Here is a 22,260-nt window from a genome sequence, read left to right as displayed (position 1 = left end):
TCATTGTATATGCTCCAGATATCATTTATAGATTCTGATACGTGAGGCCACGGTGATCACGTCGTTCCAGATGCGGGCAGCGCGCGCGCTGCTCGGCATTGACCAGAAAACCCTGGCCGAACTCGCCGGCGTTTCGCTGCCGACCATCCAGCGGATGGAAGCCAGCACCGGCAATGTTCGCGGCGTGGTCGAGACCCTGATCAAGGTGGTCGAGGCGTTCGATCGGGCGGGCGTCGAGCTGATCGGCGAGCAGGCCCGCAGCGACAGCGGCGGGCGCGGCGTTCGCCTCAAGCAGCCGGGGCCGCCGCGGCGGGTGGGGGCATGATCGGGCGTTGATCATGCTCGGGATCAGGATGGGCTAGCGCATCGTCGCACCTCGGCAACACGGGACGCACGATGCTTCGGAGCATCGTGGGGCATGAGCATCACAAGCGATCACGCGGGCAGACTGCATCAGCTTCGCCGGCCGACTTTTGCCGAATTATACTTGCCAAAGCTCGTCACCGTCTGGCGTGAGGGATACGGCGCCGCGGACTTTCGCGCCGACGTCTTCGCCGGCCTCACGGTCGCGATCGTGGCGTTGCCGCTGTCGATGGCGATCGCGATCGCATCGGGCGTGACACCGGATCGCGGCCTCTACACCGCCGTTATCGGCGGCTTCATCGTGTCGCTGCTCGGCGGCAGCCGTTTCCAGATCGGCGGACCCGCGGGCGCTTTCATCGTCCTGGTTGCGGTGACGGCCGAGCGGCACGGCGTCGAGGGCGTCATCCTCGCCACCCTGATGGCGGGGCTGTTCCTGGTCACGGCGGGCCTGTTGCGGGTCGGCACCTACATCAAGTTCATTCCCTATCCCGTAACCGTCGGCTTCACTGCCGGCATCGCCGTCATCATCTTTGCGAGCCAGCTCCGCGATCTCGGCGGCATCACGCTTGCGGGAAAAGAGCCCAGCGAATTCGTCCCGAAACTCGTTGCGCTCGCCGGCGGCCTCAACACCGTCAATCCAGCCGCCGTCGCGGTCGCGATCGTCAGCATCGTCATCATTGGCGTGTTGCGTCGCTGGCGGCCGTCCTGGCCCGGCATCCTGATCGCGGTCGTGTTTGCGGCGGTCGCAACTGCCGTATTGTCGCTGCCGGTCGAGACCATCGGCTCGCGCTTCGGCGGCATTCCGCGCGAGCTGCCGTCGCCAGCGCTGCCCGCCTTCTCGCTTGAGAAGGCAAGGGCCGTGCTGCCGGATGCGATTGCGTTCGCGCTGCTGGCGGCGATCGAATCGCTGCTATCGGCAGTGGTGGCCGACGGCATGACCGGACGCCGCCACCGTTCCAATTGCGAGCTGGTGGCGCAAGGCGCCGCCAATATCGGCTCGGCGCTGTTCGGCGGCATCTGCGTCACCGGCCTGATCGCGCGCACCGCGACCAATATCCGCGCTGGCGCGCGCGGGCCGCTCGCGGGGATGCTGCACGCGTTCTTCCTGCTGTTGTTCATGCTGATCGCGGCGCCGCTCGCAAGCTACATTCCGCTGGCTGCGCTCGCCTCCGTGCTCGTGGTCGTGGCCTGGACCATGGCGGAGAAGCACGAATTCGCGACGCTGCTGCGCTCGTCATGGGGCGATGCCGTCGTGCTGCTCGCGACCTTCCTGCTCACGATCTTTCGCGATCTCACCGAAGGCATTCTGGTCGGCTTCGCGCTCGGCGCGGTGCTGTTCATCCACCGCATGGCGGAGACGACGGGCATCGAGGAGCGCACGCCGCTCGTGGCCGCCGATCGTCCCGACGACGGCAACGGTTCGCGCATTCCCTACGACCCCGCGCTTGCGGTGGACCGCGACGTGCTGGTCTATCGCATCACCGGCGCGTTCTTCTTCGGCGCCGCCTCTGCGATCGGAAGCGTGCTCGACGGCATCGCCGACCGGCGCAAGGCCTTCGTGGTCGATTTCGCCGCGGTGCCGTTCCTGGACTCCACCGCGGCGAACGTGCTCGGGCGCGTCGCCGCGAGGGCTCATCGCCAGGGCATCAGGCTGTTCATCACGGGCGCCTCGCCAGCGGTTCGCCGCGCGCTGCTCACCCATGGCGTGACGCCGCCCCGCGCGCGCTATCGCCAGAGCCTCGAGCGCGCCATTGCTGACATCAAGAGCTCTGCAGCCGATGAGGCTGCTGCGAGCTGACGGCGCCGTGGCGATGCGGCGCTCGTGCGCTTGACAGAGCCGTCGGGACGCGAAATGGATCGCCTTCCATATCGCTTGAGGGAAGGACGACCGTGACCAGGGCTCCCGCCGCTTGTCTGATCGGATGGCCGGCGGCGCATTCGCGATCGCCGCTGATTCATCATTACTGGCTGCGCACGCTCGGGATCGAGGGCGGCTACGTCATCGAGGCTGTCCCGCCCGAGGATTTGCGTGACTTCGTGCTGCGGCTGTCGCTGCGCGGCTTCGTTGGCGCCAACGTCACCATCCCGCACAAGGAGGACGTGCTGGCGCTGTCGAAACCCGATGCGCGCGCAACGGCTGTGGGTGCCGCCAATACGCTGTGGTTCGAAGACGGCGAGCTGCACGCGACCAATACCGACGTCGAAGGCTTCATCGGCAATCTCGACGCCAGCGCGCCCGGCTGGAATGCGGCTGAGGAGGCGCTGGTCCTCGGGGCTGGCGGCTCCTCGCGCGCGGTCGTGTTCGGCCTGCGTGAGCAAGGCATCAAGCGCATCCATCTCGCCAATCGCACCATCGCGCGGGCGGAGACGCTGGCAAGTCTCTTTGGGCCAAAGGTGCATCCTGTGACATGGGACAGCATCAACGACGTGCTGCCGCGTGCAAAACTTCTCGTGAACACGACCTCGCTCGGCATGCACGGCCAGCCTCCGCTCGATATCGATGTGGCGCGCCTGCCGGAGGCGGCGGTGGTCGCCGATCTCGTTTATGTCCCGCTGGTGACGCCGCTGCTTGCGGCAGCCAAAGCGCACGGGCTGAAGACCGCCGACGGGCTCGGCATGTTGCTGCACCAGGCGGTGCGCGGCTTCGAGCTGTGGTTCGGCCGGCGTCCTGAAGTCACCACCGAGCTGCGCGCGCTGGTCGAGGCCGATCTCACAAAGACTTGAGAGAATGGCGCGGCTGTTCCGGAGTTCTATCTCCGTGGGGACAACCGGAGACCGCCATGTCTGTTCAACGCGCAACTTTCACACGTCCACTTCTCGCCATCGCGATGGTGACCCTCTCGACCTACTGCGCCACCGCCCAAAAAGCGCCGGTGCCGACGCGTGTGCGCGGCACGATCGAGAACGTCAATGGCGACACCATGCAGGTCAAGTCGCGCAGCGGCGAAGATTTCAAGCTTCACATCGCCGCTGATGTGAACGTCTCGGGCATCACCAAGATCTCACTCGCCGACATCAAGCCCGGTTCGTTCATCGGCGCCACCACCGTGCCGGGGCCGGATGGCGGCCAGAACGCGGTCGAGGTCCACGTGTTTCCGGAGAGCATGCGCGGCACCGGCGAGGGCTCGCGGCCCTGGGACCTCAAGCCCAACTCCAGCATGACCAATGCGACGGTCGCCGAGAGCGTGGTCGGCAATGACGGCCACACGCTGCTGGTCAAGTACAAGGACGGCGAGAAGAAGGTGTTCGTTCCCGACAACACCCCGGTGGTGACCTTGGTGCCCGGCGACAAATCCGATCTGAAGACCGGTGCCAAGGTCATCGCCTTCATGAAGCAATTGCCGGACGGCTCTTTCGAGACCAACCGCGTCAGCGTCGGCCGCGACGGCCTCACGCCGCCAATGTGAGGGGAGAGCGGTCGCCTCCGCCGGGACGAGGCTGTTAGTGTTGCTGCATCTCGCCGAGCAAGGGGCAAAGGCGCGCTCGCGCCGTGCCCACGTCTTCTCTCAACTTGGAACGAAGGTCGCCACGCTTCCGCCTTCGCTCGTCGAGCTACGGTGGACAAGCGCCCTGCCCACCCAAGACGCTACGGTGCTGCCGCAATGATATGATCGTCGATCTCGTCGATCCGGTTGACGCCGCACAGGCCCATGGTGGTGAGCAGCTCCTTCTGGATGATGTCGATCGCCTTGGCGACGCCGGCCTGGCCGCCAGCCCCCAGGCCATAGGCATAGGCGCGGCCGATCATGCAGGACTTGGCGCCGAGCGCGAGCGCGCGCATCACGTCCTGGCCGGAGCGGATGCCGCCGTCGAACATGATCTCCATCTTCTCGCCGACCGCGTCCGCAATCTCGGGCAGCACCTCGATCGATGACGGCGCGCCGTCGAGCTGCCGGCCGCCATGGTTGGAGACGACCAGGGCCTGCGCGCCGGTCTTGGCGGCTTCCTCGGCATCCTCGACGTCCAAAATGCCCTTAAGGATGAGCTTGCCAGGCCAGATGCTGCGGACCCACTCGACGTCCTTCCAGTTCAGCGAGGTGTCGAACTGCGACGCGGTCCATTCGGCGAGGCGGTTGAGATCCTCGGTGTTCTTCACGTGGCCGGCGATGTTGCCGAACGTGCGGCGCTTGCCTTGCAGCACGCCGGAAACCCAGGCCGGCTTGCTGGCGAAATCCAGCAATTTCGATAGCGACCATTCCGGCGGTACCGTCATGCCGTTCTTGATGTCGGCGTGGCGCTGGCCGATCACCTGAAGATCGACGGTCAGCACCAGCGCGCTGCACTTCGCTGCGATGGCGCGCTGGATCAAGTCCTTGATGAAGCCGCGGTCCTTCATGACATAGAGCTGGAACCAGAACGGCTTCTCGACATTGGCGGCGATGTCCTCGATCGAGCAGATCGACATCGTCGATTGCGTGAACGGGATACCGGCGGCCTGCGCGGCGCGGCAGGCATGGATCTCGCCGTCGCCATGCTGCATGCCGAGCAGGCCGACGGGCGCGAGGATCAGCGGCATGGTCGAGGGCTCGCCGAGGATTGTGGTCGAGGTGTCGCGTTTGGAGACGTCGACCAGGATGCGCTGGCGGAACTTGATCGCCTGCATGTCCTCGCGGTTGGCGCGCAGCGTCTCCTCGGCATAGGAGCCGCGGTCGCAATAATCGAAGAACGCCTTCGGCACGCGGCGCTTATGCAGCGCACGGAGATCGTCGATACAGGTGATGTGCTTCATGATCGTTTCCCCGGCCCGTCTTGCATCGGATGATTTCGGGGTCATCTAGCATGGTTGGATGCACAGCCAAATCGTTTGCCAGACCGTTTTGCAGGAGGGCGCCATGACGAGGCCGCACGCCGGACCTTCGCCGGAAGAGACCAAGGAGAAGCGCGCCCTCGAGGAAGCGCTGGAAGAAGGTCTGGAAGAGACCTTTCCCGCCTCCGATCCCGTCAATGTCACCCAGCCGCCGCCGAGCCGCGGGGACGGGCATGTGAAGCGCACCGGCTAGGGACAGGTTCCGTTCCCGTTCCGGCTTCCCAGTTCGGAAATATAATGTTAACAATACGTTATCAGGGCAGCGGCGTGCCCGGTTCCGTAATGATTTATCATATTTTTTGAAGCCAACTTAGCCGCGATGGCTTTATAAGTGCTCGGCAAATCAGGGATGCGGGGCCCTTTCGGGCAGCCCGTGGTTGTAGAGGGGTCCCTGGTTGTTGCCTGGGGGACGATATGAGCCGCAAATATTTCGGGACGGACGGGATTCGGGGCCGCGCCAACGGACTGATCACGCCGGAGCTCGCGCTCAAGGTCGGCCAAGCCGCAGGGCTTGCGTTTCAGCGCGGTGACCATCGCCATCGAGTCGTGATCGGCAAGGACACCCGCCTGTCCGGCTACATGATCGAATACGCGATGGTCGCGGGCTTCACTTCGGTCGGCATGGACGTGCTGCTAGTCGGCCCGATGCCGACACCGGCGGTCGCGATGCTGACCAAATCCATGCGGGCCGATCTCGGCGTCATGATTTCGGCTTCGCACAATCTGTTCGAGGACAACGGCATCAAGCTGTTCGGCCCGCAGGGCTTCAAGCTCTCCGACGACGTCGAGAGGCAGATCGAGCAGCTGCTCGATGAATCCCTCGACAAGCGTCTCGCACAGAGCGCGAGCCTGGGGCGCGCCCGCCGCATCGACGGCGTGCATGACCGCTACATCGAATTCGCCAAGCGCACGCTGCCGCGCGATCTGTCGCTCGACGGCCTGCGCGTTGTGATCGATTGCGCCAATGGCGCCGCCTACAAGGTGGTGCCGGAAGCGCTATGGGAATTGGGTGCGGATGTGGTGCCGATCGGCGTCGAGCCCGACGGCTTCAACATCAACAAGGAATGCGGCTCCACCTCGCCGGAAGCCTTGTCGAAGAAAGTGCGCGAGATGCGCGCCGACATCGGCATTGCGCTCGACGGTGACGCCGATCGCGTCATCCTGGTCGACGAGCGCGGCCATCTGGTCGACGGCGACCAGCTGCTCGCGGTGATCGCGCAAAGCTGGAAGGAGGACGGCCGGCTGTCGCGGCCGGGCATCGTCGCCACCGTGATGTCCAATCTCGGCCTCGAGCGCTTCCTCAACGGGCAGGGGCTCGATCTCGTCCGCACGCCGGTCGGCGACCGCTACGTGCTCGAGCAGATGCTGAACGGCGGCTACAATCTCGGCGGGGAGCAGTCCGGCCACATCATCCTGTCCGACTACGCGACCACCGGCGACGGCTTCGTTGCGGCCCTGCAGGTGCTGGCGGTGGTGCAGAAGCTGCGCCGCCCCGTCTCCGAAGTCTGCCACCGCTTCGATCCGCTGCCGCAGATCCTGAAGAACGTCCGCCACAAGGGCGGCAAGCCGCTCGACGATTCCGACGTCAAGTCGGCGATCTCCGACGGCGAGAAGCGCCTCAACGGCCACGGCCGCCTCCTGATCCGCTCCTCCGGCACCGAGCCCGTGATCCGCGTCATGGGCGAGGGCGAGGACCGCATCCTGGTCGAGGACGTCGTCGACACTATCGTCTCCGCGCTGGGCCAGGCGGCGGCGTAAGGGCTCTTCCTTCTCCCCTTGTGGGAGAAGGTGGCGCGAAGCGCCGGATGATGGGTTCTATCCTCGCCCCCAACTGCTAGAGAGACTCGCGGAGGCAGACCCCTCACCCGTCTCGCCGCTGACGCGGCGATCCACCCTCTCCCACAAGGGGAGAGGGTAAGACCCGCGCATCCCAGCTATTTGCCGTTGACGCTGGTTCTACTGCCGCTTGCATCGTACCTAAGAGGTCGCGGCAATCTGCCGCGCCGGGATTGCTGCATTGAACAAGCCTGTCGTCGTCTCAGAGGAAACACTGACCGAGCCCGTCGTCGTCAACGACGTGGCGCCCGCCAAAGCGCCAGGGCCGGTCTACGTGGTGCTCGCCGGCATCAGCGTCTCGCACTTCCTCAACGACACCATGCAGTCGCTGATCGCCTCGGTGTATCCGATCCTGAAGGACACCTATGCGCTCGATTTCGCGCAGATCGGCATGATCACGCTGGCCTTCCAGTTCACGGCCTCGCTGCTCCAGCCGGTGGTCGGGCACTACACCGACAAGAAGGCGCAGCCCTATTCGCTGGCGATCGGCATGGCCTCGACCTTCTTCGGCCTCTTGCTGCTCAGCGCCGCGCATCAATACCTCGTCATTCTCGTCGCCGCCGCGCTGGTCGGTCTCGGCTCGGCGGTGTTTCACCCGGAGTCGGCGCGCATCGCGCGGCTCGCCTCCGGCGGCCGCTACGGCTTTGCGCAATCCGTGTTCCAGCTCGGCGGCAGTTTCGGCACCTCGATGGGACCGGTGCTGGCCGCGCTCATCGTCGTGCCGTTCGGGCAGGGCAGCATCGCCTGGTTCTCTTCGATCGCCTTCCTCGCGATCCTCATCCTGTGGCGCATCGGCCGCTGGTACGCGCCGCAGATCACGGCGAAGAAGGCAGCCCCCGTTCACAGCCAGCCGGGTGGTCCGAGCTCGCGCCGCGTCGCGGTCGCGCTGCTCGTGCTGGTCGCGCTCTTGTTCTCCAAGCAGCTCTACGTATCGAGCCTGTCGAGCTATTACATCTTCTACCTGATCGACCGCTTCGGCGTGTCGACGCAGGCTGCGCAGATCTATCTCTTCATCTTCCTGGCGGCGAACGCCGTGGGTGCGTTTCTCGGCGGTCCCTTGGGCGACCGCTTCGGCCGCAAGATCGTGATCTGGATCTCGATCCTCGGCGCGCTGCCGTTCACGCTGGCGCTGCCCTATGCCGGCCTCTATGCGAGCGCGGTGCTCAGCGTCGTCATCGGCCTGATCATCTCCTCGACGACGTCATCGATCATCGTGTTCGCGCAGGAACTGGTGCCGCATCGCTTCGGCATGATCTCCGGCGTGTTCTTCGGTGTCGCCTTCGGCATCGGTGGGCTGGGCGCGGCCGTGCTCGGCAAGCTCGCCGACCACACCTCGATCGCTTTCGTCTATCAGGTCTGCGCTTTTCTGCCGGCGATCGGCCTGCTTGCAGTGTTCCTACCCAGGCTGCCGCGGCACGCGCGTTAACACATCCTCTCTTGCCGCCTTGCGGTTTCACACATCGTTAGGGAATGCGGCGAAGGAAGTCGCATTTGGCGCTGCTTTTTTGCAACGCTGGCGCGGCGCGCGCGTGTACTGTCAGAAAAAATCAACCTTAAAAATTAGGGTTAAGCGGCGCTTAAACATTTGGTGCCATCGTCCTCCCGTGAGTTTCCAGAACGTGGGGCGGCTGCATTTTGCCTCACCGGCCATAAGGACGAAGCCAATGCGTAGCGTTAAGTCTCTCCTCGCCGCGGGTGCGGCAACCCTGATCTCGTCGATGGCATTCGCCGCCGATATGCCGATCGCGGCGCCCCCTCCGATGTACGCGCCGCCGGCCCCGCCCGCCGATTTCGGCGGCTGGTATCTGCGCGGTGATATTGGCATGACCAACCAGAGTGCCAAGCGCATCGATAGCGCGCTGCCGGCTGGGTATCAGAAGTCGACTGAGGGACTCGGCTTCGACTCTTCGCCACTGTTCGATCTCGGCGTCGGCTATCGCTTCAACAATTGGTTCCGTGCGGACGTGATCGGCCAGTACCGGGGCAAGGCTAACCTGCACGGTGCGGACAACGTCATTGGACCCGGCTTCGTCGGCACAAACAATTACAGCGGGAGCAAGTCCGAGTGGGTCGTCATGGCGAATGCCTATGTCGATCTCGGCACCTGGTGGTGCATCACCCCGTTCATTGGCGCCGGTGTTGGCGGCTCCTACAACAAGATCAGTGGCTTCCGTGACGACGGCGTTTCTTATAGCGCCGCGCTGACCCCGACTCCGAGCAACAGCGTCGCCTACTTCGCAGACAGCGGAAAGTGGAACTTCGCCTGGGCCGCTCACGCCGGTCTCGCCTACAAGGTCAATCCCGGGTTCACCGTCGAACTGGCCTACAGCTACATGAACCTCGGCGACGCGGCGCCTGGCAACTACCGCTTGTTCGACAACAGTGCCTCCGGTCCGACCTCTATCAAGATCAGGGAGCTCACCTCGCACGACGTCAAGCTCGGCGTGCGCTGGGATCTCAACAGCCCGCCGGTCTACGCGCCGCCGCTGGTCACCAAGGGCTGATCGGCAGCCTCATCGGTTAAAGTCTCTTAACGGCGCGGGGTCAGCCCGCGCCGTTTTGCTTTGCGGATTTTTCATGGCGCAGCAGCGACGAACGTGGCGGACGCAACCATTGGTTAAGGTTAACAGGGGATGATCATCGCAACTGTTCGAGTCCATGGAGCGTTGCGATGCGTAGGCTGATGGTGGCGGCGGCGATGTTGGGGACGGTGTCCGCCGCAAATGCGGCCGACATGCCGGACCTGCCGATCCTGCGCGGCAGCTTCACCGACGGCCTGACGAGATCCGGCGTCAACTGGCAGGGCTTCTATGTCGGAGGCCAGGGCGGCTATGGCTCGTCCGACGAAAATTTCAACGGGTCGACCAGCAATATGATGGCCGCGCTGCTCGCGGACACCCTGATCGAACAGGAGATGCAGGTCTCGCAATGGAATCTCGGCCTCGGAAAGGCCTCTCAGCGCAGCAGTGGATACGGTGCTTTCGCGGGCTACAATGGGCAGTGGGACGATGTCGTGATCGGCCTGGAAGCCAGTTACCTGCACGGTAAGTTCGGAGGATCGACCACCGCCAGCGAAGCACGTAGCCTCCAGCTGTCCGACGGCAACGTGCACAGCGTGACTGCGAGTTCGACGGCCTCGATCGCGATCAAGGACATGGCAACGTTTCGCGGCAGGGCCGGTTACGCGTGGGGCTGCTTCCTGCCCTACGTGTTCGGCGGGCTCGCGCTCGGCAACGCGGATATCGTTCGCACGGTGAGTGCTCAGGATTACGTGACGCCCGCCGGCGTTCTGCTGGGGCCGGTCTCCGCGAGCGAAGCGCAGCACAATCATCTGATCTACGGCTACAGCGGCGGCCTCGGTGTAGACGTCAACCTCGTCGGCGGTCTCTTCATGCGCGCCGAGTGGGAATACATTCGCTTCACGTCCCAGGTCGACACCAGCATCAACACCGTCCGCGCCGGCCTCGGCTACAAGTTCTGACGCGGCGACACGCCGCGGTTGACAGCCTCCTTCCGTCCTGATGCTCTGTCGCCCAAAAGCGGGACGGCGGCGATGCAGATCTACGGCGATAGCAATTCCGGCAATTGTCTGAAGGTGAAGTGGGTCTGCGACAAGCTCGCATTGCCCTATCAGTGGGTTGAGATCGACACGAGCAAGGGCGAGACGCGCACGCCGCAATTCCTGAAGATGAACGGCGCCGGCCAAGTGCCGACCGTCGCGTTCGACGACGGCCGCACGCTGGCGCAATCCAATGCCATCATCCGCTATCTCGCACGCGACAGCGCCCTCGTTCCGCGCGACGCCTTCATCGCTGCCAAGATGGACGAATGGCTGTTCTGGGAGCAGTACAGCCACGAGCCCTATATCGCGGTGTGCCGCTTCCTCCTGGTCTATCTCGGCAAGCAGGCCTCCGAGCTCGATCCTGAGAAGGTCAAGCGCGGTTATGCGGCGCTCGAGCGCATGGAGCAGCATCTTGCGGCCAGCCGCTTCCTCGCCGGTGAGGCGGTTTCGCTCGCGGATGTCTCGCTGCTCGCCTATACCCGCGTTGCGCATGAGGGCGGCTTCGATCTCGGCCGCTTTGCGGCCATCCGCCGCTGGATCGACCAGACCGAGGCCTTTCTCGGCCTTGCGCCGGCGCGCTGAGTCTGGAGCATCGCGCATGAACGCCGAAGCCGTCTCCATTCGCCGCGCGCGCCGCGACGACATCGCCGCGATCGTTGCAATGCTCGCCGATGATCATCTCGGACGCGCACGCGAGCGCGTGGAGGATCCGCTGCCCGCCGCCTATTACGAGGCATTTGCGCGGGTCGAGCGCGATCCGAATCTGACGCTTGTGGTCGCCGAGAGCGAGGGCAGGGTGGTCGGCTGCCTGCAACTCGCGATCCTGCCCGGCATCAGCTCGCAAGGCGGCGTGCGCGGTTTGCTCGAAGACGTCCGCGTTGCTTCCGATTGTCGCAGCCGCGGCATCGGCGAGCGGTTGGTGCAATGGGCGGTTGCGGAAGCGAAAGCACGCGGCTGCAATCTCGTCGAACTGCTGACGCATCAGACGCGTGTCGATGCGCAGCGCTTCTACAAGCGGCTCGGCTTCACGGCGAGTCATGTCGGTATGACTGTCCGCTTTTGACGCAGCGTGACGCAGGCGTTGCGCGATCAGCGGAATCGGATCGCGCATTCGTTCGTGTTAAGAGCCGGTAAACTACCCGTCCGTCGTTCACATTGATGAAGGAACGAACGGTGCTACGGCAGCGTCAGACACCGAGCTCGGTCGGTTCGGGGATTTCGATGACAAGCTATTCGATGATCAAGGTCGGCAACGACTACGTCGTGCAGGCCAATGACAAATGCATTTTGAAGGTCGGCAGCCGCCGCAGAGCCGCGCAATTGATCAGCGAAGCCACGGACTTGCTGAATGCGCTCGCTGCCGTCGACTCGCCTGATCTCGCGCCGGAGGCGCCTTCACTCCGCCGTGAGACGCCGGAACTTCCTTGACTGGTCTGCCCGATTCCCGTATCAGCCGCGGCGGGACACCTCCCCCCAACGGGAGGCTTACTATCTGGAAGGGTAGATCATGACTGTAGCGAAGCCCGCTTCGCGGCCGAACGTGCCGCATTTCTCCTCCGGCCCCTGCGCCAAGCGCCCCGGATGGAACGCCCAAAATCTCAAGGACGCAGCCCTCGGCCGCTCGCATCGCGCGAAGGTGGGCAAGGCCAAGCTCAAGCTCGCGATCGATCTGACGCGCGAAGTGCTCGAGGTCCCCGCCGATTACCGCATCGGCATCGTGCCGGCCTCGGATACCGGCGCGGTCGAGATGGCGCTGTGGTCGCTGCTTGGTGCGCGGCCCGTCACCACGCTTGCCTGGGAATCCTTCGGCGAAGGCTGGGTCAGCGATATCGTCAAGGAATTGAAGCTCAAGGACGTCACCAAGCTGAACGCAGCCTATGGTGAGATCCCCGATCTCTCCAAGGTGGATCCCAAGAGCGACGTCGTCTTCACCTGGAATGGGACCACGTCTGGCGTGCGCGTGCCGAACGCGAACTGGATCAGCGCGACCCGCGAAGGACTCACGATCTGCGACGCGACCTCGGCCGCATTCGCGCAGCCGCTCGATTTCGCAAAACTCGACGTCGTCACCTTCTCCTGGCAGAAGGCGCTCGGCGGCGAAGCCGCCCACGGCATGCTGATCCTGTCGCCGCGTGCGGTGGAGCGGCTCGAAACCTACAAGCCGGCCTGGCCGCTGCCGAAGATCTTTCGCATGACCAAGGGCGGCAAGATCAACGAAGGTATTTTCGTCGGCGAGACCATCAACACGCCCTCGATGCTCTGCGTCGAGGATTATCTCGACGCGCTGAACTGGGCCAAGTCGATCGGCGGCCTCAAGGCGCTGATCGCGCGTGCCGACGCCAATACCAAGGTGCTCGCCGACTGGAAGGCGAAGACGCCCTGGATCGACTTCCTGGCGAAGGATCCTTCGATCCGCTCCAACACTTCGGTGTGCATGAAGTTCACCGATCCCGCGATCACCTCGCTCTCCGAGGATGCGCAGGCCGAGTTCTCCAAGAAGCTGGTCGCGCTGGTCGAGAAGGAAGGCGCAGGCTACGACTTCGCCTATTACCGCGATGCGCCGGCCGGCCTGCGCATCTGGTGCGGCGCCACCGTCGAGGCTAGGGACGTCGAGCTGCTGACGCAGTGGATCGACTGGGCCTTTGCCGAGACCAAGGCCGCTCTGCCCAAGGCGGCGTGAGCAGGTTTCACTCGTCGCGTTATCTCAACTCGTCATGGCCGGGCTTGACCCGGCCATCCATCAATCAAGAGAGATGGTTCCGCGGGTCAAGCCCGCGGATGACGTTCCGTAAATGCAGCCCGCACCCACGGATCACACCCATGACCAAACCCAAAGTTCTCATTTCCGACGCGCTCTCGCCCGCCGCCGTGCAGATCTTCAAGGACCGCGGCGTCGAAGTCGACTTCCAGCCCAATCTCGGCAAGGACAAGGACAAGCTCGCCGAGATCATCGGCAATTACGACGGCCTTGCGATCCGCTCCGCGACCAAGGCGACCGCCAAGATCATCGAGAAGGCGACGAGGCTGAAAGTGATCGGCCGCGCCGGCATCGGCGTCGACAATGTCGAGATTCCCGCCGCCACGGCCAAGGGCATCATCGTGATGAACACGCCGTTCGGCAATTCGATCACGACCGCCGAGCACGCCATCACCCTGATGCTGGCGCTCGCTCGCGAGATCCCGCAGGCCGACGCCTCGACCCAGGCCGGCAAGTGGGAGAAGAACCGCTTCATGGGCGTCGAGATCACCGGCAAGGTGTTAGGCGTCGTCGGCTGTGGCAATATCGGCTCGATCGTGGCCGATCGCGCGCTCGGCCTGCGCATGAAGGTGATCGCCTTCGATCCGTTCCTGTCGCCGGAGCGCGCCAAGGACATCGGCGTCGAGAAGGTCGAGCTCGACGATCTCCTCAAGCGCGCCGACTTCATCACCTTGCACACCCCCCTCACCGAGAAGACCAGGAACATCATCGACGCGGCCGCGATCGCCAAGATGAAGAAGGGCGTGCGCCTGATCAACTGCGCCCGCGGCGGCCTCGTCGACGAGCAGGCGGTGGTCGATGCGCTCAATTCCAAGCACATCGCCGGCGCCGCCTTCGATGTCTTCGTCGAGGAGCCCGCAACCAAGAACGTGCTGTTCGGCCATCCTAACGTGATCTGCACGCCGCATCTCGGCGCCTCCACCACGGAAGCGCAGGAGAACGTCGCGCTCCAGGTCGCCGAGCAGATGTCGGACTATCTGCTCACCGGTGCGATCTCGAACGCGGTCAACTTCCCCTCGATCACCGCGGAAGAGGCGCCGAAGCTGAAGCCGTTCATCGCGCTCGCCGAGAAGCTCGGCTCGTTCGCGGGCCAGCTCACCGAGAGTGGCATCCTCAAGGTCGAGATCACCTATGAAGGCCACGTCGCCGAGATGAAGATCAAGGCGATCACCTCCGCGGTGCTGTCGGGTCTGCTGCGCCCGATGCTGGGCGAGGTCAACGTGGTGTCCGCGCCGGTCGTCGCCAAGGAGCGCGGCATGGTGGTGGACGAGATCGTGCGCGCGGCGCAGAGCGACTATGAGAGCCTGATCACCGTCACCGTCATCACCGAGCGGCAGGAGCGGTCGGTTTCGGGCACCGTCTATGCCGACGGCAAGCCGCGCCTCGTCGACATCAAGGGCATCCGCGTCGATGCCGAGTTCGGCAAGTCGATGATCTACGTCACCAACGAGGACAAGCCGGGCTTCATCGGCAAATTCGCGAGCCTGCTCGGCGACGCCAAGATCAACATCGCCACCTTCCATCTCGGCCGCGTCGCGCCCGGCAGCGATGCCATTGCCCTGGTCGAGGTCGACGGCGCCGTGCCGGCCGATTTGCTCGCCAAGGTGCAGGCGCTGCCGCAGGTAAAGCAGGCCAAGGCGCTGACGTTCTGATCCTTCACCTCTCCCGTAGGGAGAGGTCGGATCGCATCGCAAGATGCGATCCGGGTGAGGGGTTAGGCTCTCACCGAATGCTGCGGCCCCTCACCCGGATGGCTCAGGCGCGCAATTGCGCGCCATGGCAATCCGACCTCTCCCCGCTGGGGAGAGGTGACTCGCACCAGCCATTTGAGTCTGATGAGTCTGATCCTTCGTCCCGGCGCAGATATATTCCGACCCGCGGAACAACGCCGCCTCCGTCACCGGAGGCGGCGTTTTTATTTCTCCCGCCTCGGCCAAACTTTGTGTACCAATGGCGGTAAGGACGCTCCGTTCAAAATCGTTCGACAAGGGAGAAACACATGCGTGAAGCCGTCATCGTTTCCTATGCGCGCACGGGCCTGGCCAAGTCCGGCCGCGGCGGGTTCAACATCACGCCGCCGATGTCGCTCGCCGCCCACGCCATCCAGCACGCGGTGAAGCGCGCCGGCGTCGACAAGGACTATGTCGAGGACTGTTATCTCGGCAACTGCGCTCATGGCGCGCCGAACATCGGCCGTCAGGCCGCGCTGCTCGCAGGCCTGCCGAAGTCCACCGCCGGCGTTTCTGTGAACCGCTTCTGCTCCTCGGGGCTTCAGACCATCGCGATGGCTGCCAACTCGATCCGCTCCGACGGCGCCGACTGCATCGTCGCCGGCGGCGTCGAGAGCATCTCGATTCCCGGCGGCGGCTCGCCGAAGGAATCGATCGATCCGGAACTGCTCAAGGTCGCCCCTGACATCTTCATGGCGATGATCGACACCGCCGATATCGTCGCCGAACGCTACAAGCTCAGCCGCGAATACCAGGACGAGTTCTCGCTGGAATCGCAGCGCCGCATGGCCGCGGCGCAGCAGGCCGGCAAGTTCAAGGACGAGATCGTCCCGATGAAGACCAAGATGAAGGTCGTCGACAAGCAGACCAAGGCGGAGTCGATCGTCGATTACGTCGTCGATCGCGACGAGTGCAACCGGCCCGATACCACGATGGAGGGCCTTGCCAAGCTCGAGCCGGTGAAGGGCCCCGGCAAATACGTCACCGCCGGCAATGCCAGCCAGCTCTCCGACGGCGCCGCCGCCGTGGTGCTGATGGAAGCCAGGGACGCCGAGAAGCGCGGCCTCAAGCCGCTCGGGCGCTTCGTCGCCTGGGCGACCGCGGGCTGCGAGCCCGACGAGATGGGCATCGGCCCCGTGTTCGCGATTCCGAAGCTCTTGAAGCGCACCGGGCTCAAGATCGACGACATCGATCTATGGGAGCTCAACGAGGCCTTCGCCAGCCAGTGCCTGTATTGCCGCGACAAGCTCGGCATCGATCCCGCCAAGTACAACGTCAACGGCGGCTCGATCGCGATCGGGCATCCCTTTGGCATGACCGGCGCGCGGCTCACCGGCCATCTGCTCCAGGAAGGCGCACGCCGCAAGGCCAAGTGGGGCGTGGTGACGATGTGCATCGGCGGCGGCCAGGGCGGCGCCGGCCTGTTCGAGATCTATCACTGAGACCACCGCAAGGATTGTGTAGGGCACGGCGCGACAAGCGCCGTGCCCTTTCGTTTGAGCGACAGCACGGCAGACCTGGTTCCTGCAACCGAAGGCTTTATTCCGGCTGGTTTGGAAATCTTCGCGGTGTCGGGCGTTTACGCGCGAAGGGGCAAGCGGAGGAGAAACGCTCATGCGAACGACAATGGCAGCCATCCTTATCGCGGCCCCGCTGATGGCGGGGCCCGCAATCGCGCAGCAGGCAACACCTAACCAGAACGTGCAGAGCGAAGCGGACAAAGGCCTCAAGACGCAGAATTCCGGCGCCTCGGGCTACGTTGGAGCGCAGGACAAGCCGGGCTCGGCCGCGACCGCGCCGGGAGATCACACGCGCACGGACAGCAGCAGCGGTGTCGCCAACGTCCCCAGCGCGCAGAACTCGGGGACGGGTATCGCTGGGGCTCCCGGCAACAAGAACGGTCCTCCCGCTCGCACCGGAACGGTTGGCTCGAACTCGCAAAACCCGACCGTCCAGCAGCAGGATACCTCGAACATTAAGGGCTTGCCGGGCAACAAGAGCGGCCCGCCGGCCAAGCGTTGAGAGCGGCGTGAAGGAGGGCCGGTCCGTTGGGACCGACCCTCCGCAAAATGCTCACTCACGCCTTCGCCAGCGCCGGTGCGAACACCACCTCGATCAGCGTGCCGGAATTGCCCGCGTTCTTGATGTTGAACTGGGCGCGGTTGGCTTCGACCAGCGCCTTGGTCAGCGATAGGCTGAGCGCGGAGCTGTCCGCGGCGTCGCCTGGCGGCGGGGTGCGGAACGGCTCCATCGCGGCGGCGACTTCGCGTTCGCTGAGGCCATGGCCGGTGTCGCGGATGCGCAGCGCGATCTCGCCGCGATCGGTCAGCGCGGTCGAGACGATGACCTGGCCGCCGGCGCTCGCAAGCCGGATCGAGTTCGAGATCAGGTTTACGGTGATCTGCCGCATCGCGCGCGCATCCACCGTGACCTGCGGCAGCGCATGCGCCAGCGAGGTGCGGATGATGATGCGCTCGCGATTGGCCTGCGGCTGCATCACCACGACGCAGGCCTCGACGAGGTCGTTGAGATTGAGGTTGGCGAAGTTGAGGTCGAGCTTGCCGGTCTCGATCCGCGACAGCTCCAAGAGATCGTCGATGATCGCGATGACGCGCTCGCCGGAGGCGCGGATGTCCTTCATGTATTCGCCGTAGCGCTCGTTGCCGAGTGCGCCGAAACGCTCGGAGATCATCACCTCGGCGAAGCCGATGATGGCGTTGAGCGGGGTGCGGATCTCGTGGCTGATCCGCGCCAGCATGTCGGCTTTGGCCGTCGCTGCGCCGTCGGCGAGACGGCGGGCCCGCGTCAGCTCGCTCTCGCCCTTCTTGCTCTGGGAGAGATCGCGGAACACGGCGAAGAAGTTCGGGCCGTCCGGCCGTGTGCGGCCCATGATCATCGCGAGCGGAATGACGCCGCCCTTCTTCTCGCGGCCCAGCACCTCGCGGCCGTGGTCGAGCAGGCTCGCAATGTTCTGGCTCTTCAGGCTTTCGAGATAGTCGGCGACGATCTGCTGGCTCTCAGGGGCGAACAGCGTCGCCAGATTCTGCTCGAGCAGGGCTTCGCCGTCATAGCCGAACAGCGCCTCGGCGCTGCGGTTGCAGGCGTGGATGTTGCCCTCGGCATCGAACATCACGATGCCCTCGGCCGTGGTGTCCAGGATCGCGGCGAGATCCTCGGCGTCGGCATCGCCGGCCGCGGGCTCGAGCTCGGGCGCAAAGGGCAAGGATTCGGAGACAATCGTCTCGGCGATATCGGGCGCGGCGACCATTGGCGCGGCCTGCGGCAGCGCGCAGATCAGCGCATGCGCGCTCTCGCCGTCCCAGTCGATCGTGTGCAGATGCGCTTCCGTGGTCGCAAGCGGCTCTTCGCCGTTCGCGATGGCCGCGCTGATCGTCACCGGCGTGCCTGCTTGCGACGTGCTGCTGGCCGTGGAGACGCCCGGCTCGACATAGAGCGCGTCCAGCCCGCCGGCATCCTCCAGCGCGCTCAGGTTTGCGTAGCCCATGCGCGCGAGGAAGGCGGGGTTGGCGTAGAGCAGGCGGTCGAGGCGATAGATCAGGATGCCGGTCGGCAATAGGTCGAGCAGCGCGCGGTCGCGCACGGGCTCGCCGCGTGCCGGCGGCGCCGGCTCGGTCAGCCATTCGGCCGCAGCCTGCGGCGCCTCGGGCTCCGGCGCGGGTGGTTCGGGCGCGAATTCGGCGGCCGGCGGCTCAGACGTGTCGGCGGCAATCGTCTCGCGGTCGCGCTCGAGCCGCTCGGACAATTGCCGGGCGAGCTCGTTGAACGCGCTGTTCTCGACCGGCGTCAGCGTCGGCGAGCGTGCATCGCCATGCGGGCGGAACGGCACGACGTTTGGAGGCGGCGTTTCCACTGGCGTTTCCGGATCGGTTGGATGTGAATTCGCGTCGGGTGTGGGGTCCGGCAGTTCGGCTTCAGGCTCGGGCGCAGGCGGCGCGATCGGCGGAGGCGGCGTCGCTGCCTCGGCCTCCGGCTCGACGCTTTCGGCGGACAGGCCGTGCTGCGCCGGCGCTTCGGCCAGCAGCTCGAAGCGGCGGAGCGCCTCGAGCCGGTTGAGGCCATCGAGATCGCGGCAGACGCCAAAGCCCTTGAAGCCGGCGAAGTTGCGCTCCCGATCGTAGATCGGCAGGCCCGCGAGCTCGACCGGAAGATGCTCGCCGCCATCGGCGGGCCAGTTCACGGTGATGCCGGCCCAGGTGTCGTGGCTCTCGAGCGCCTCTGCGATGCGCCCGTCGGGATCGAGCGCAAATTCCGCGGCGATCTCGCGCCAGCGGCGGCCGAAGCGGGCGGCGGTGTGCGGACCGATGAGACGGATGAATTCGTCGGAGCGAAGCACAAAGCGTCCCTCGGCATCCATCTGCCAGAGGAAGCGCAGCGGATGCTGACGCGGTGCGGGCGTCTTCTCGTGGCCCGGCGGCGGCTCGACCATGCCGATAGTGATCGGCGCCGGCCGCGGCGACACAATGGCCTGGGCGCAGTTTTCAACCGGAGTTTTGGCCGCGGCCTCCGCGGTCTGCTCGGGCGCCGGTTCTTGCACGGCGTCCACGGCCGCTTCGCTCACGGCCGGTTCGGGCGCGGGCGTCGTCGTCGCGGCTATGTCGGATGTTTCGATCGGCTCAGCGAAGGCGTCGAACAATGCGATCCCGGCCTCCGCATCCAGCGATGACGGCTCGTTCGTCATCTCGGCGTCCTGCTGCGCCGCTTCGACCGGGGCTTCGGCTGTGGCTTCCGTCGTATTCTCCGGCGCCCATGCTGCGGGCGCCTGTTGCGCGGCGGTGGGCTCGATCAGCGCGATAAGGCCGATATCGGCGCCCGTGCCGACCCGTTGCAGCACCATCTGGCCGATTCCGATCGGCGTCGCGGCGCGGCCGCAGGTCAGCGCTTCGCTGCGGGCCCGGTCGAGGCCCGCTTCGCCGAGATCGCGAAAGCCGAGCAGAGAACGGGCGGCCTCGCTGGCGCCGACGAACAGGCCGTCAGGCGCGAACGCGGCCATCGGCACCTTGGCGCCGTCGACGAGACGAAGCAGCCGCTCGAGCAGCGGCATGCTGCTCAGCGACGGGTCCATCGCGGCGACAAGCACGCCATGGCTGCCATCGGCGAAGTGGAGGCGGGCGCAGGCGCAGGTCATCAGCATGCCGAGCCGGGCGCCGAAGCCGCGCAGCCGTTCGAGCCGCACAGTGCCGGTCGGCGGCAGGCTGCGGGCGAGCCGGGCGACCTGGCGGCGGTGGCTGTCCGCCGGGCCGAACGTCCTGTCCGCGAGGGCTGTGGCATGGGCCGCGCCGAACAGTTTTGCGCCGACCGGATTGGCCCAGAGCACGCGCGTGCCGTCGATCGACCAGAGCCAGGCGGGCAGCGGAGAGGTCGCGTGCACGGCCAGCCGGGGATCGCCCACGCCTCGCAACTGGAAATCCGAACTCTTCATCCGACCGGCTTTAAGTCTCGCTTGTCAGCATCGCGTTAAGGCGGCTGCCGCGAATGACAGCCTTAAGAAGGGGTTAGTATCGCCTGCGCCCGCGGGCAGGTCCACGGCTGCGGCCCTTCGCACACGGCCCAAAGCCGCGATAACCTTAATCCAGCCGACCCCGCAAGCCGCAACGCCGTTGCATCCAAGGGATTCGCGGCACGACCCTCATCATCCCGGTTGGCGGAAGAGACTCCTCGTTGCTACGACGAAGTCCCGTTCCCTCCCCCCTTGTGGGGAGGGCTAGGGAGGGGGGTAGCCCAGGAAAAGGTGCCAACTGTTGATGCTGCACCCAAGCCGATGCCCTCCGGAAAAGTCCCCGAATGGGACTCCTCCTGCCCCTCCAGGGCGAGGGAACGAGAGAGTGGATCTCTCTGGCTAACCAACAACGCACCCAGCTACTCAACCACCGGTTTCCCAATCGGGAACTTCATCCTGCGGGATTAAATTCTCGCAACGCACCCTCCTGGCACAGTGCAATGCACAATGTTGACACGATGGGCTGCCATAGTCCTAGGCGCTGGGCGAGCCATCTCATTTGTTTCGCGTTTCCAGTCTTCGTACCCGCTGAATGCGAGGGCCCAAATTGGGGCCGGCGGGCGGAAGGCTCACTCCATTTTTTCATTTAGCGTGAGGGACAACATGACAGGTGCGACTGATCCGTTTTCTGCCTCGATCATTCCGTTCGAGGTTCCCGAGCAGATGCGTGCGTTCGCCGAAAAGGGCGTGTCGCAGGTCCGCGAGAACTACGCCAAGTTCAAGGACGCCGCCGAAACCCACAACGGCACCGTGGAAGCCGTGTTCACCTCCGCCAGCAAGGGCGCGAGCGAGTACACCGCCAAGCTGGTGGAGTTCATGAAGGCCAACACCAGCGCCCAGCTGGACTTTGCCCAGCAGCTGTTCGGCCTCAAGTCGCCGGCCGAAGTGCTGGAGCTGTGGACCGGCCATACCCGCAAGCAGTTCGAGACCTTGCAGTCGCAGGCCAAGGAGTTGATCGAGCTCAGCCAGCGCGTCGCCGCCGAGACCGCCGAGCCGATCAAGGCCAGCGCCGAGAAGTTCTACAAGCCCGCCGCCTGAGGCGGACCGGACTTGAAGTGATTGAGAAACCCGGGCCGAAAGTCCCGGGTTTTTCTTTGGAAACGACGCTGCGGGTGATGCGGCCTGGGTTTAATCGACCTGCGCCAAGAATTCGGACCACCTCTCCCAAAGGGAGAGGTCGGATCGCATCGAAGTTGCGATCCGGGCGAGGGGATCAGGTCTCACTGCGGGACGCGGCCCCTCACCCGGATTGCTCAGGGCGCGCACTTGCGCGCCAAAGCAATCCGACCTCTCCCCGCTGGGGAGCGGTGAGGGACGCCCAGCCGATCTCGCCTCGGAGAGGGCCAAATATCGGGTTTTGCGGCCTTGCCAAAAACGCCGGTTGCACCTAGTTTCCGCCCCGTCCAGCCCCCCTCGGCACCGGCCCTTACCTGAGGGCGTCCCAAGGCGCGGCTCGCCAGGATGCAGTTGTAGCTCAGTTGGTTAGAGCGCCTGTCTGTGGAACAGGAGGTCGGTGGTTCGAGCCCACCCAACTGTACCAATGATCTCAAAGAGTCGAGCCCCTGCGCCCACGGTCTATTCGCTTGGTCTATTAAAGGCGCTGAGCGGAACGTGCGCACGACCAGCATGCTGCCGGCCTTTGGACCCGAAGCCGTCATTCCAAAAGTGGTTCGATGACTCTCTTTA

Annotated in this window: 18 protein-coding genes, 1 tRNA gene and 1 pseudogene; 18 read left to right on the top strand and 2 right to left on the bottom strand. The window is 65.0% G+C overall.

Annotation, left to right across the window (positions count from 1 at the left end):
• Positions 1-52: 52 nt before the first annotated feature.
• The 4 genes from IVA91_RS21415 to IVA91_RS21400 all read left to right on the top strand — a co-directional run bounded on the left by IVA91_RS21415 (position 53) and on the right by IVA91_RS21400 (position 3,770).
• Positions 53-325, top strand: a complete 273-nt coding sequence (locus IVA91_RS21415) for a helix-turn-helix transcriptional regulator (RefSeq protein ID WP_247277510.1) — start codon at positions 53-55, stop codon at positions 323-325.
• Between the two features lie 93 nt (positions 326-418).
• On the top strand, positions 419-2,161 hold the full coding sequence (locus IVA91_RS21410; RefSeq protein ID WP_247277509.1) for a SulP family inorganic anion transporter: 1,743 nt from the start codon (positions 419-421) through the stop codon (positions 2,159-2,161).
• Between the two features lie 92 nt (positions 2,162-2,253).
• Positions 2,254-3,087, top strand: coding sequence for a shikimate dehydrogenase (locus IVA91_RS21405; RefSeq protein ID WP_247277508.1), 834 nt, complete (start codon positions 2,254-2,256; stop codon positions 3,085-3,087).
• A gap of 56 nt (positions 3,088-3,143) precedes the next feature.
• Positions 3,144-3,770 carry a hypothetical protein gene (locus tag IVA91_RS21400; RefSeq protein ID WP_247277507.1) on the top strand — a complete coding sequence of 209 codons (627 nt, stop codon included), beginning with the start codon at positions 3,144-3,146 and terminating at the stop codon, positions 3,768-3,770.
• Positions 3,771-3,949: 179 nt separating this feature from the next.
• On the opposite strand, the gene IVA91_RS21395 is transcribed toward IVA91_RS21400, so the two are convergent.
• Positions 3,950-5,092, bottom strand: coding sequence for an alpha-hydroxy acid oxidase (locus IVA91_RS21395; protein ID WP_247277506.1), 1,143 nt, complete (start codon positions 5,090-5,092; stop codon positions 3,950-3,952).
• A gap of 103 nt (positions 5,093-5,195) precedes the next feature.
• Here IVA91_RS21395 and IVA91_RS21390 point away from each other — a divergent pair, with 103 nt between their 5' ends.
• The 12 genes and pseudogenes from IVA91_RS21390 to IVA91_RS21335 all read left to right on the top strand — a co-directional run.
• Entirely contained in the window at positions 5,196-5,363 is a 168-nt protein-coding gene (locus IVA91_RS21390; RefSeq protein ID WP_247277505.1) for a hypothetical protein, read from the top strand.
• A gap of 221 nt (positions 5,364-5,584) precedes the next feature.
• Positions 5,585-6,928, top strand: coding sequence for a phosphoglucosamine mutase (gene glmM / locus IVA91_RS21385; protein ID WP_247277504.1), 1,344 nt, complete (start codon positions 5,585-5,587; stop codon positions 6,926-6,928).
• A gap of 259 nt (positions 6,929-7,187) precedes the next feature.
• Positions 7,188-8,432, top strand: coding sequence for an MFS transporter (locus IVA91_RS21380; RefSeq protein WP_247277503.1), 1,245 nt, complete (start codon positions 7,188-7,190; stop codon positions 8,430-8,432).
• A gap of 238 nt (positions 8,433-8,670) precedes the next feature.
• Positions 8,671-9,510: an outer membrane beta-barrel protein gene (locus tag IVA91_RS21375; protein WP_247277502.1), complete on the top strand. Its 840-nt coding sequence runs from the start codon at positions 8,671-8,673 to the stop codon at positions 9,508-9,510.
• Between the two features lie 167 nt (positions 9,511-9,677).
• Positions 9,678-10,487: an outer membrane beta-barrel protein gene (locus IVA91_RS21370; protein ID WP_247277501.1), complete on the top strand. Its 810-nt coding sequence runs from the start codon at positions 9,678-9,680 to the stop codon at positions 10,485-10,487.
• A 72-nt stretch (positions 10,488-10,559) separates the two neighbouring features.
• Positions 10,560-11,150 (top strand): glutathione S-transferase family protein, encoded by a 591-nt coding sequence (locus IVA91_RS21365; protein ID WP_247277500.1) that lies wholly within the window; start codon positions 10,560-10,562, stop codon positions 11,148-11,150.
• A 16-nt stretch (positions 11,151-11,166) separates the two neighbouring features.
• Complete coding sequence (locus tag IVA91_RS21360) at positions 11,167-11,631, top strand: GNAT family N-acetyltransferase (protein WP_247277499.1); 465 nt, start codon at positions 11,167-11,169, stop codon at positions 11,629-11,631.
• A 158-nt stretch (positions 11,632-11,789) separates the two neighbouring features.
• Positions 11,790-11,996, top strand: a complete 207-nt coding sequence (locus IVA91_RS21355) for a hypothetical protein (protein WP_247277498.1) — start codon at positions 11,790-11,792, stop codon at positions 11,994-11,996.
• Positions 11,997-12,075: 79 nt separating this feature from the next.
• Complete coding sequence (locus IVA91_RS21350) at positions 12,076-13,248, top strand: phosphoserine transaminase (protein ID WP_247277497.1); 1,173 nt, start codon at positions 12,076-12,078, stop codon at positions 13,246-13,248.
• Positions 13,249-13,388: 140 nt separating this feature from the next.
• A complete protein-coding gene (serA, locus tag IVA91_RS21345; protein WP_247277496.1) occupies positions 13,389-14,978 on the top strand; it encodes a phosphoglycerate dehydrogenase in 1,590 nt (529 codons plus the stop codon).
• A 347-nt stretch (positions 14,979-15,325) separates the two neighbouring features.
• Complete coding sequence (locus IVA91_RS21340) at positions 15,326-16,498, top strand: thiolase family protein (RefSeq protein ID WP_247277495.1); 1,173 nt, start codon at positions 15,326-15,328, stop codon at positions 16,496-16,498.
• Between the two features lie 397 nt (positions 16,499-16,895).
• A pseudogene (locus IVA91_RS21335) lies at positions 16,896-17,078 on the top strand (hypothetical protein); the annotation flags it as partial.
• Positions 17,079-17,133: 55 nt separating this feature from the next.
• Here the strand turns inward: IVA91_RS21335 and IVA91_RS21330 are convergent.
• On the bottom strand, positions 17,134-20,496 hold the full coding sequence (locus IVA91_RS21330) for a PAS domain S-box protein (protein WP_247277494.1): 3,363 nt from the start codon (positions 20,494-20,496) through the stop codon (positions 17,134-17,136).
• A gap of 681 nt (positions 20,497-21,177) precedes the next feature.
• Between IVA91_RS21330 and IVA91_RS21325 the strand changes: the two genes are divergently transcribed.
• Together IVA91_RS21325 and IVA91_RS21320 are read left to right on the top strand one after the other, a co-directional pair.
• A complete protein-coding gene (locus tag IVA91_RS21325) occupies positions 21,178-21,612 on the top strand; it encodes a phasin (protein WP_247277493.1) in 435 nt (144 codons plus the stop codon).
• Positions 21,613-22,037: 425 nt separating this feature from the next.
• Positions 22,038-22,114 (top strand) — tRNA-His (locus IVA91_RS21320).
• Positions 22,115-22,260: the final 146 nt, after the last annotated feature.

The organism is Bradyrhizobium sp. 153 (assembly GCF_023073835.1).
Taxonomy (GTDB): Bacteria; Pseudomonadota; Alphaproteobacteria; order Rhizobiales; family Xanthobacteraceae; genus Bradyrhizobium.
The sequence above is the reverse complement of the archived record's forward strand: the minus strand, read 5'-3'. Positions and strand labels throughout refer to the sequence as shown.

Excerpts from the sequence above, each read along its gene's own strand:
- IVA91_RS21410 (WP_247277509.1), top strand. The coding sequence starts at position 419 with ATGAGCATCACAAGCGATCACGCGGGCAGACTGCATCAGCTTCGCCGG.
- IVA91_RS21400 (WP_247277507.1), top strand. The coding sequence starts at position 3,144 with ATGTCTGTTCAACGCGCAACTTTCACACGTCCACTTCTCGCCATCGCG.
- IVA91_RS21395 (WP_247277506.1), bottom strand. The coding sequence starts at position 5,092 with ATGAAGCACATCACCTGTATCGACGATCTCCGTGCGCTGCATAAGCGC.
- IVA91_RS21390 (WP_247277505.1), top strand. The coding sequence starts at position 5,196 with ATGACGAGGCCGCACGCCGGACCTTCGCCGGAAGAGACCAAGGAGAAG.
- glmM (WP_247277504.1), top strand. The coding sequence starts at position 5,585 with ATGAGCCGCAAATATTTCGGGACGGACGGGATTCGGGGCCGCGCCAAC.
- IVA91_RS21375 (WP_247277502.1), top strand. The coding sequence starts at position 8,671 with ATGCGTAGCGTTAAGTCTCTCCTCGCCGCGGGTGCGGCAACCCTGATC.
- IVA91_RS21370 (WP_247277501.1), top strand. The coding sequence starts at position 9,678 with ATGCGTAGGCTGATGGTGGCGGCGGCGATGTTGGGGACGGTGTCCGCC.
- IVA91_RS21365 (WP_247277500.1), top strand. The coding sequence starts at position 10,560 with ATGCAGATCTACGGCGATAGCAATTCCGGCAATTGTCTGAAGGTGAAG.
- IVA91_RS21360 (WP_247277499.1), top strand. The coding sequence starts at position 11,167 with ATGAACGCCGAAGCCGTCTCCATTCGCCGCGCGCGCCGCGACGACATC.
- IVA91_RS21355 (WP_247277498.1), top strand. The coding sequence starts at position 11,790 with ATGACAAGCTATTCGATGATCAAGGTCGGCAACGACTACGTCGTGCAG.
- IVA91_RS21350 (WP_247277497.1), top strand. The coding sequence starts at position 12,076 with ATGACTGTAGCGAAGCCCGCTTCGCGGCCGAACGTGCCGCATTTCTCC.
- serA (WP_247277496.1), top strand. The coding sequence starts at position 13,389 with ATGACCAAACCCAAAGTTCTCATTTCCGACGCGCTCTCGCCCGCCGCC.
- IVA91_RS21340 (WP_247277495.1), top strand. The coding sequence starts at position 15,326 with ATGCGTGAAGCCGTCATCGTTTCCTATGCGCGCACGGGCCTGGCCAAG.
- IVA91_RS21330 (WP_247277494.1), bottom strand. The coding sequence starts at position 20,496 with ATGAAGAGTTCGGATTTCCAGTTGCGAGGCGTGGGCGATCCCCGGCTG.
- IVA91_RS21325 (WP_247277493.1), top strand. The coding sequence starts at position 21,178 with ATGACAGGTGCGACTGATCCGTTTTCTGCCTCGATCATTCCGTTCGAG.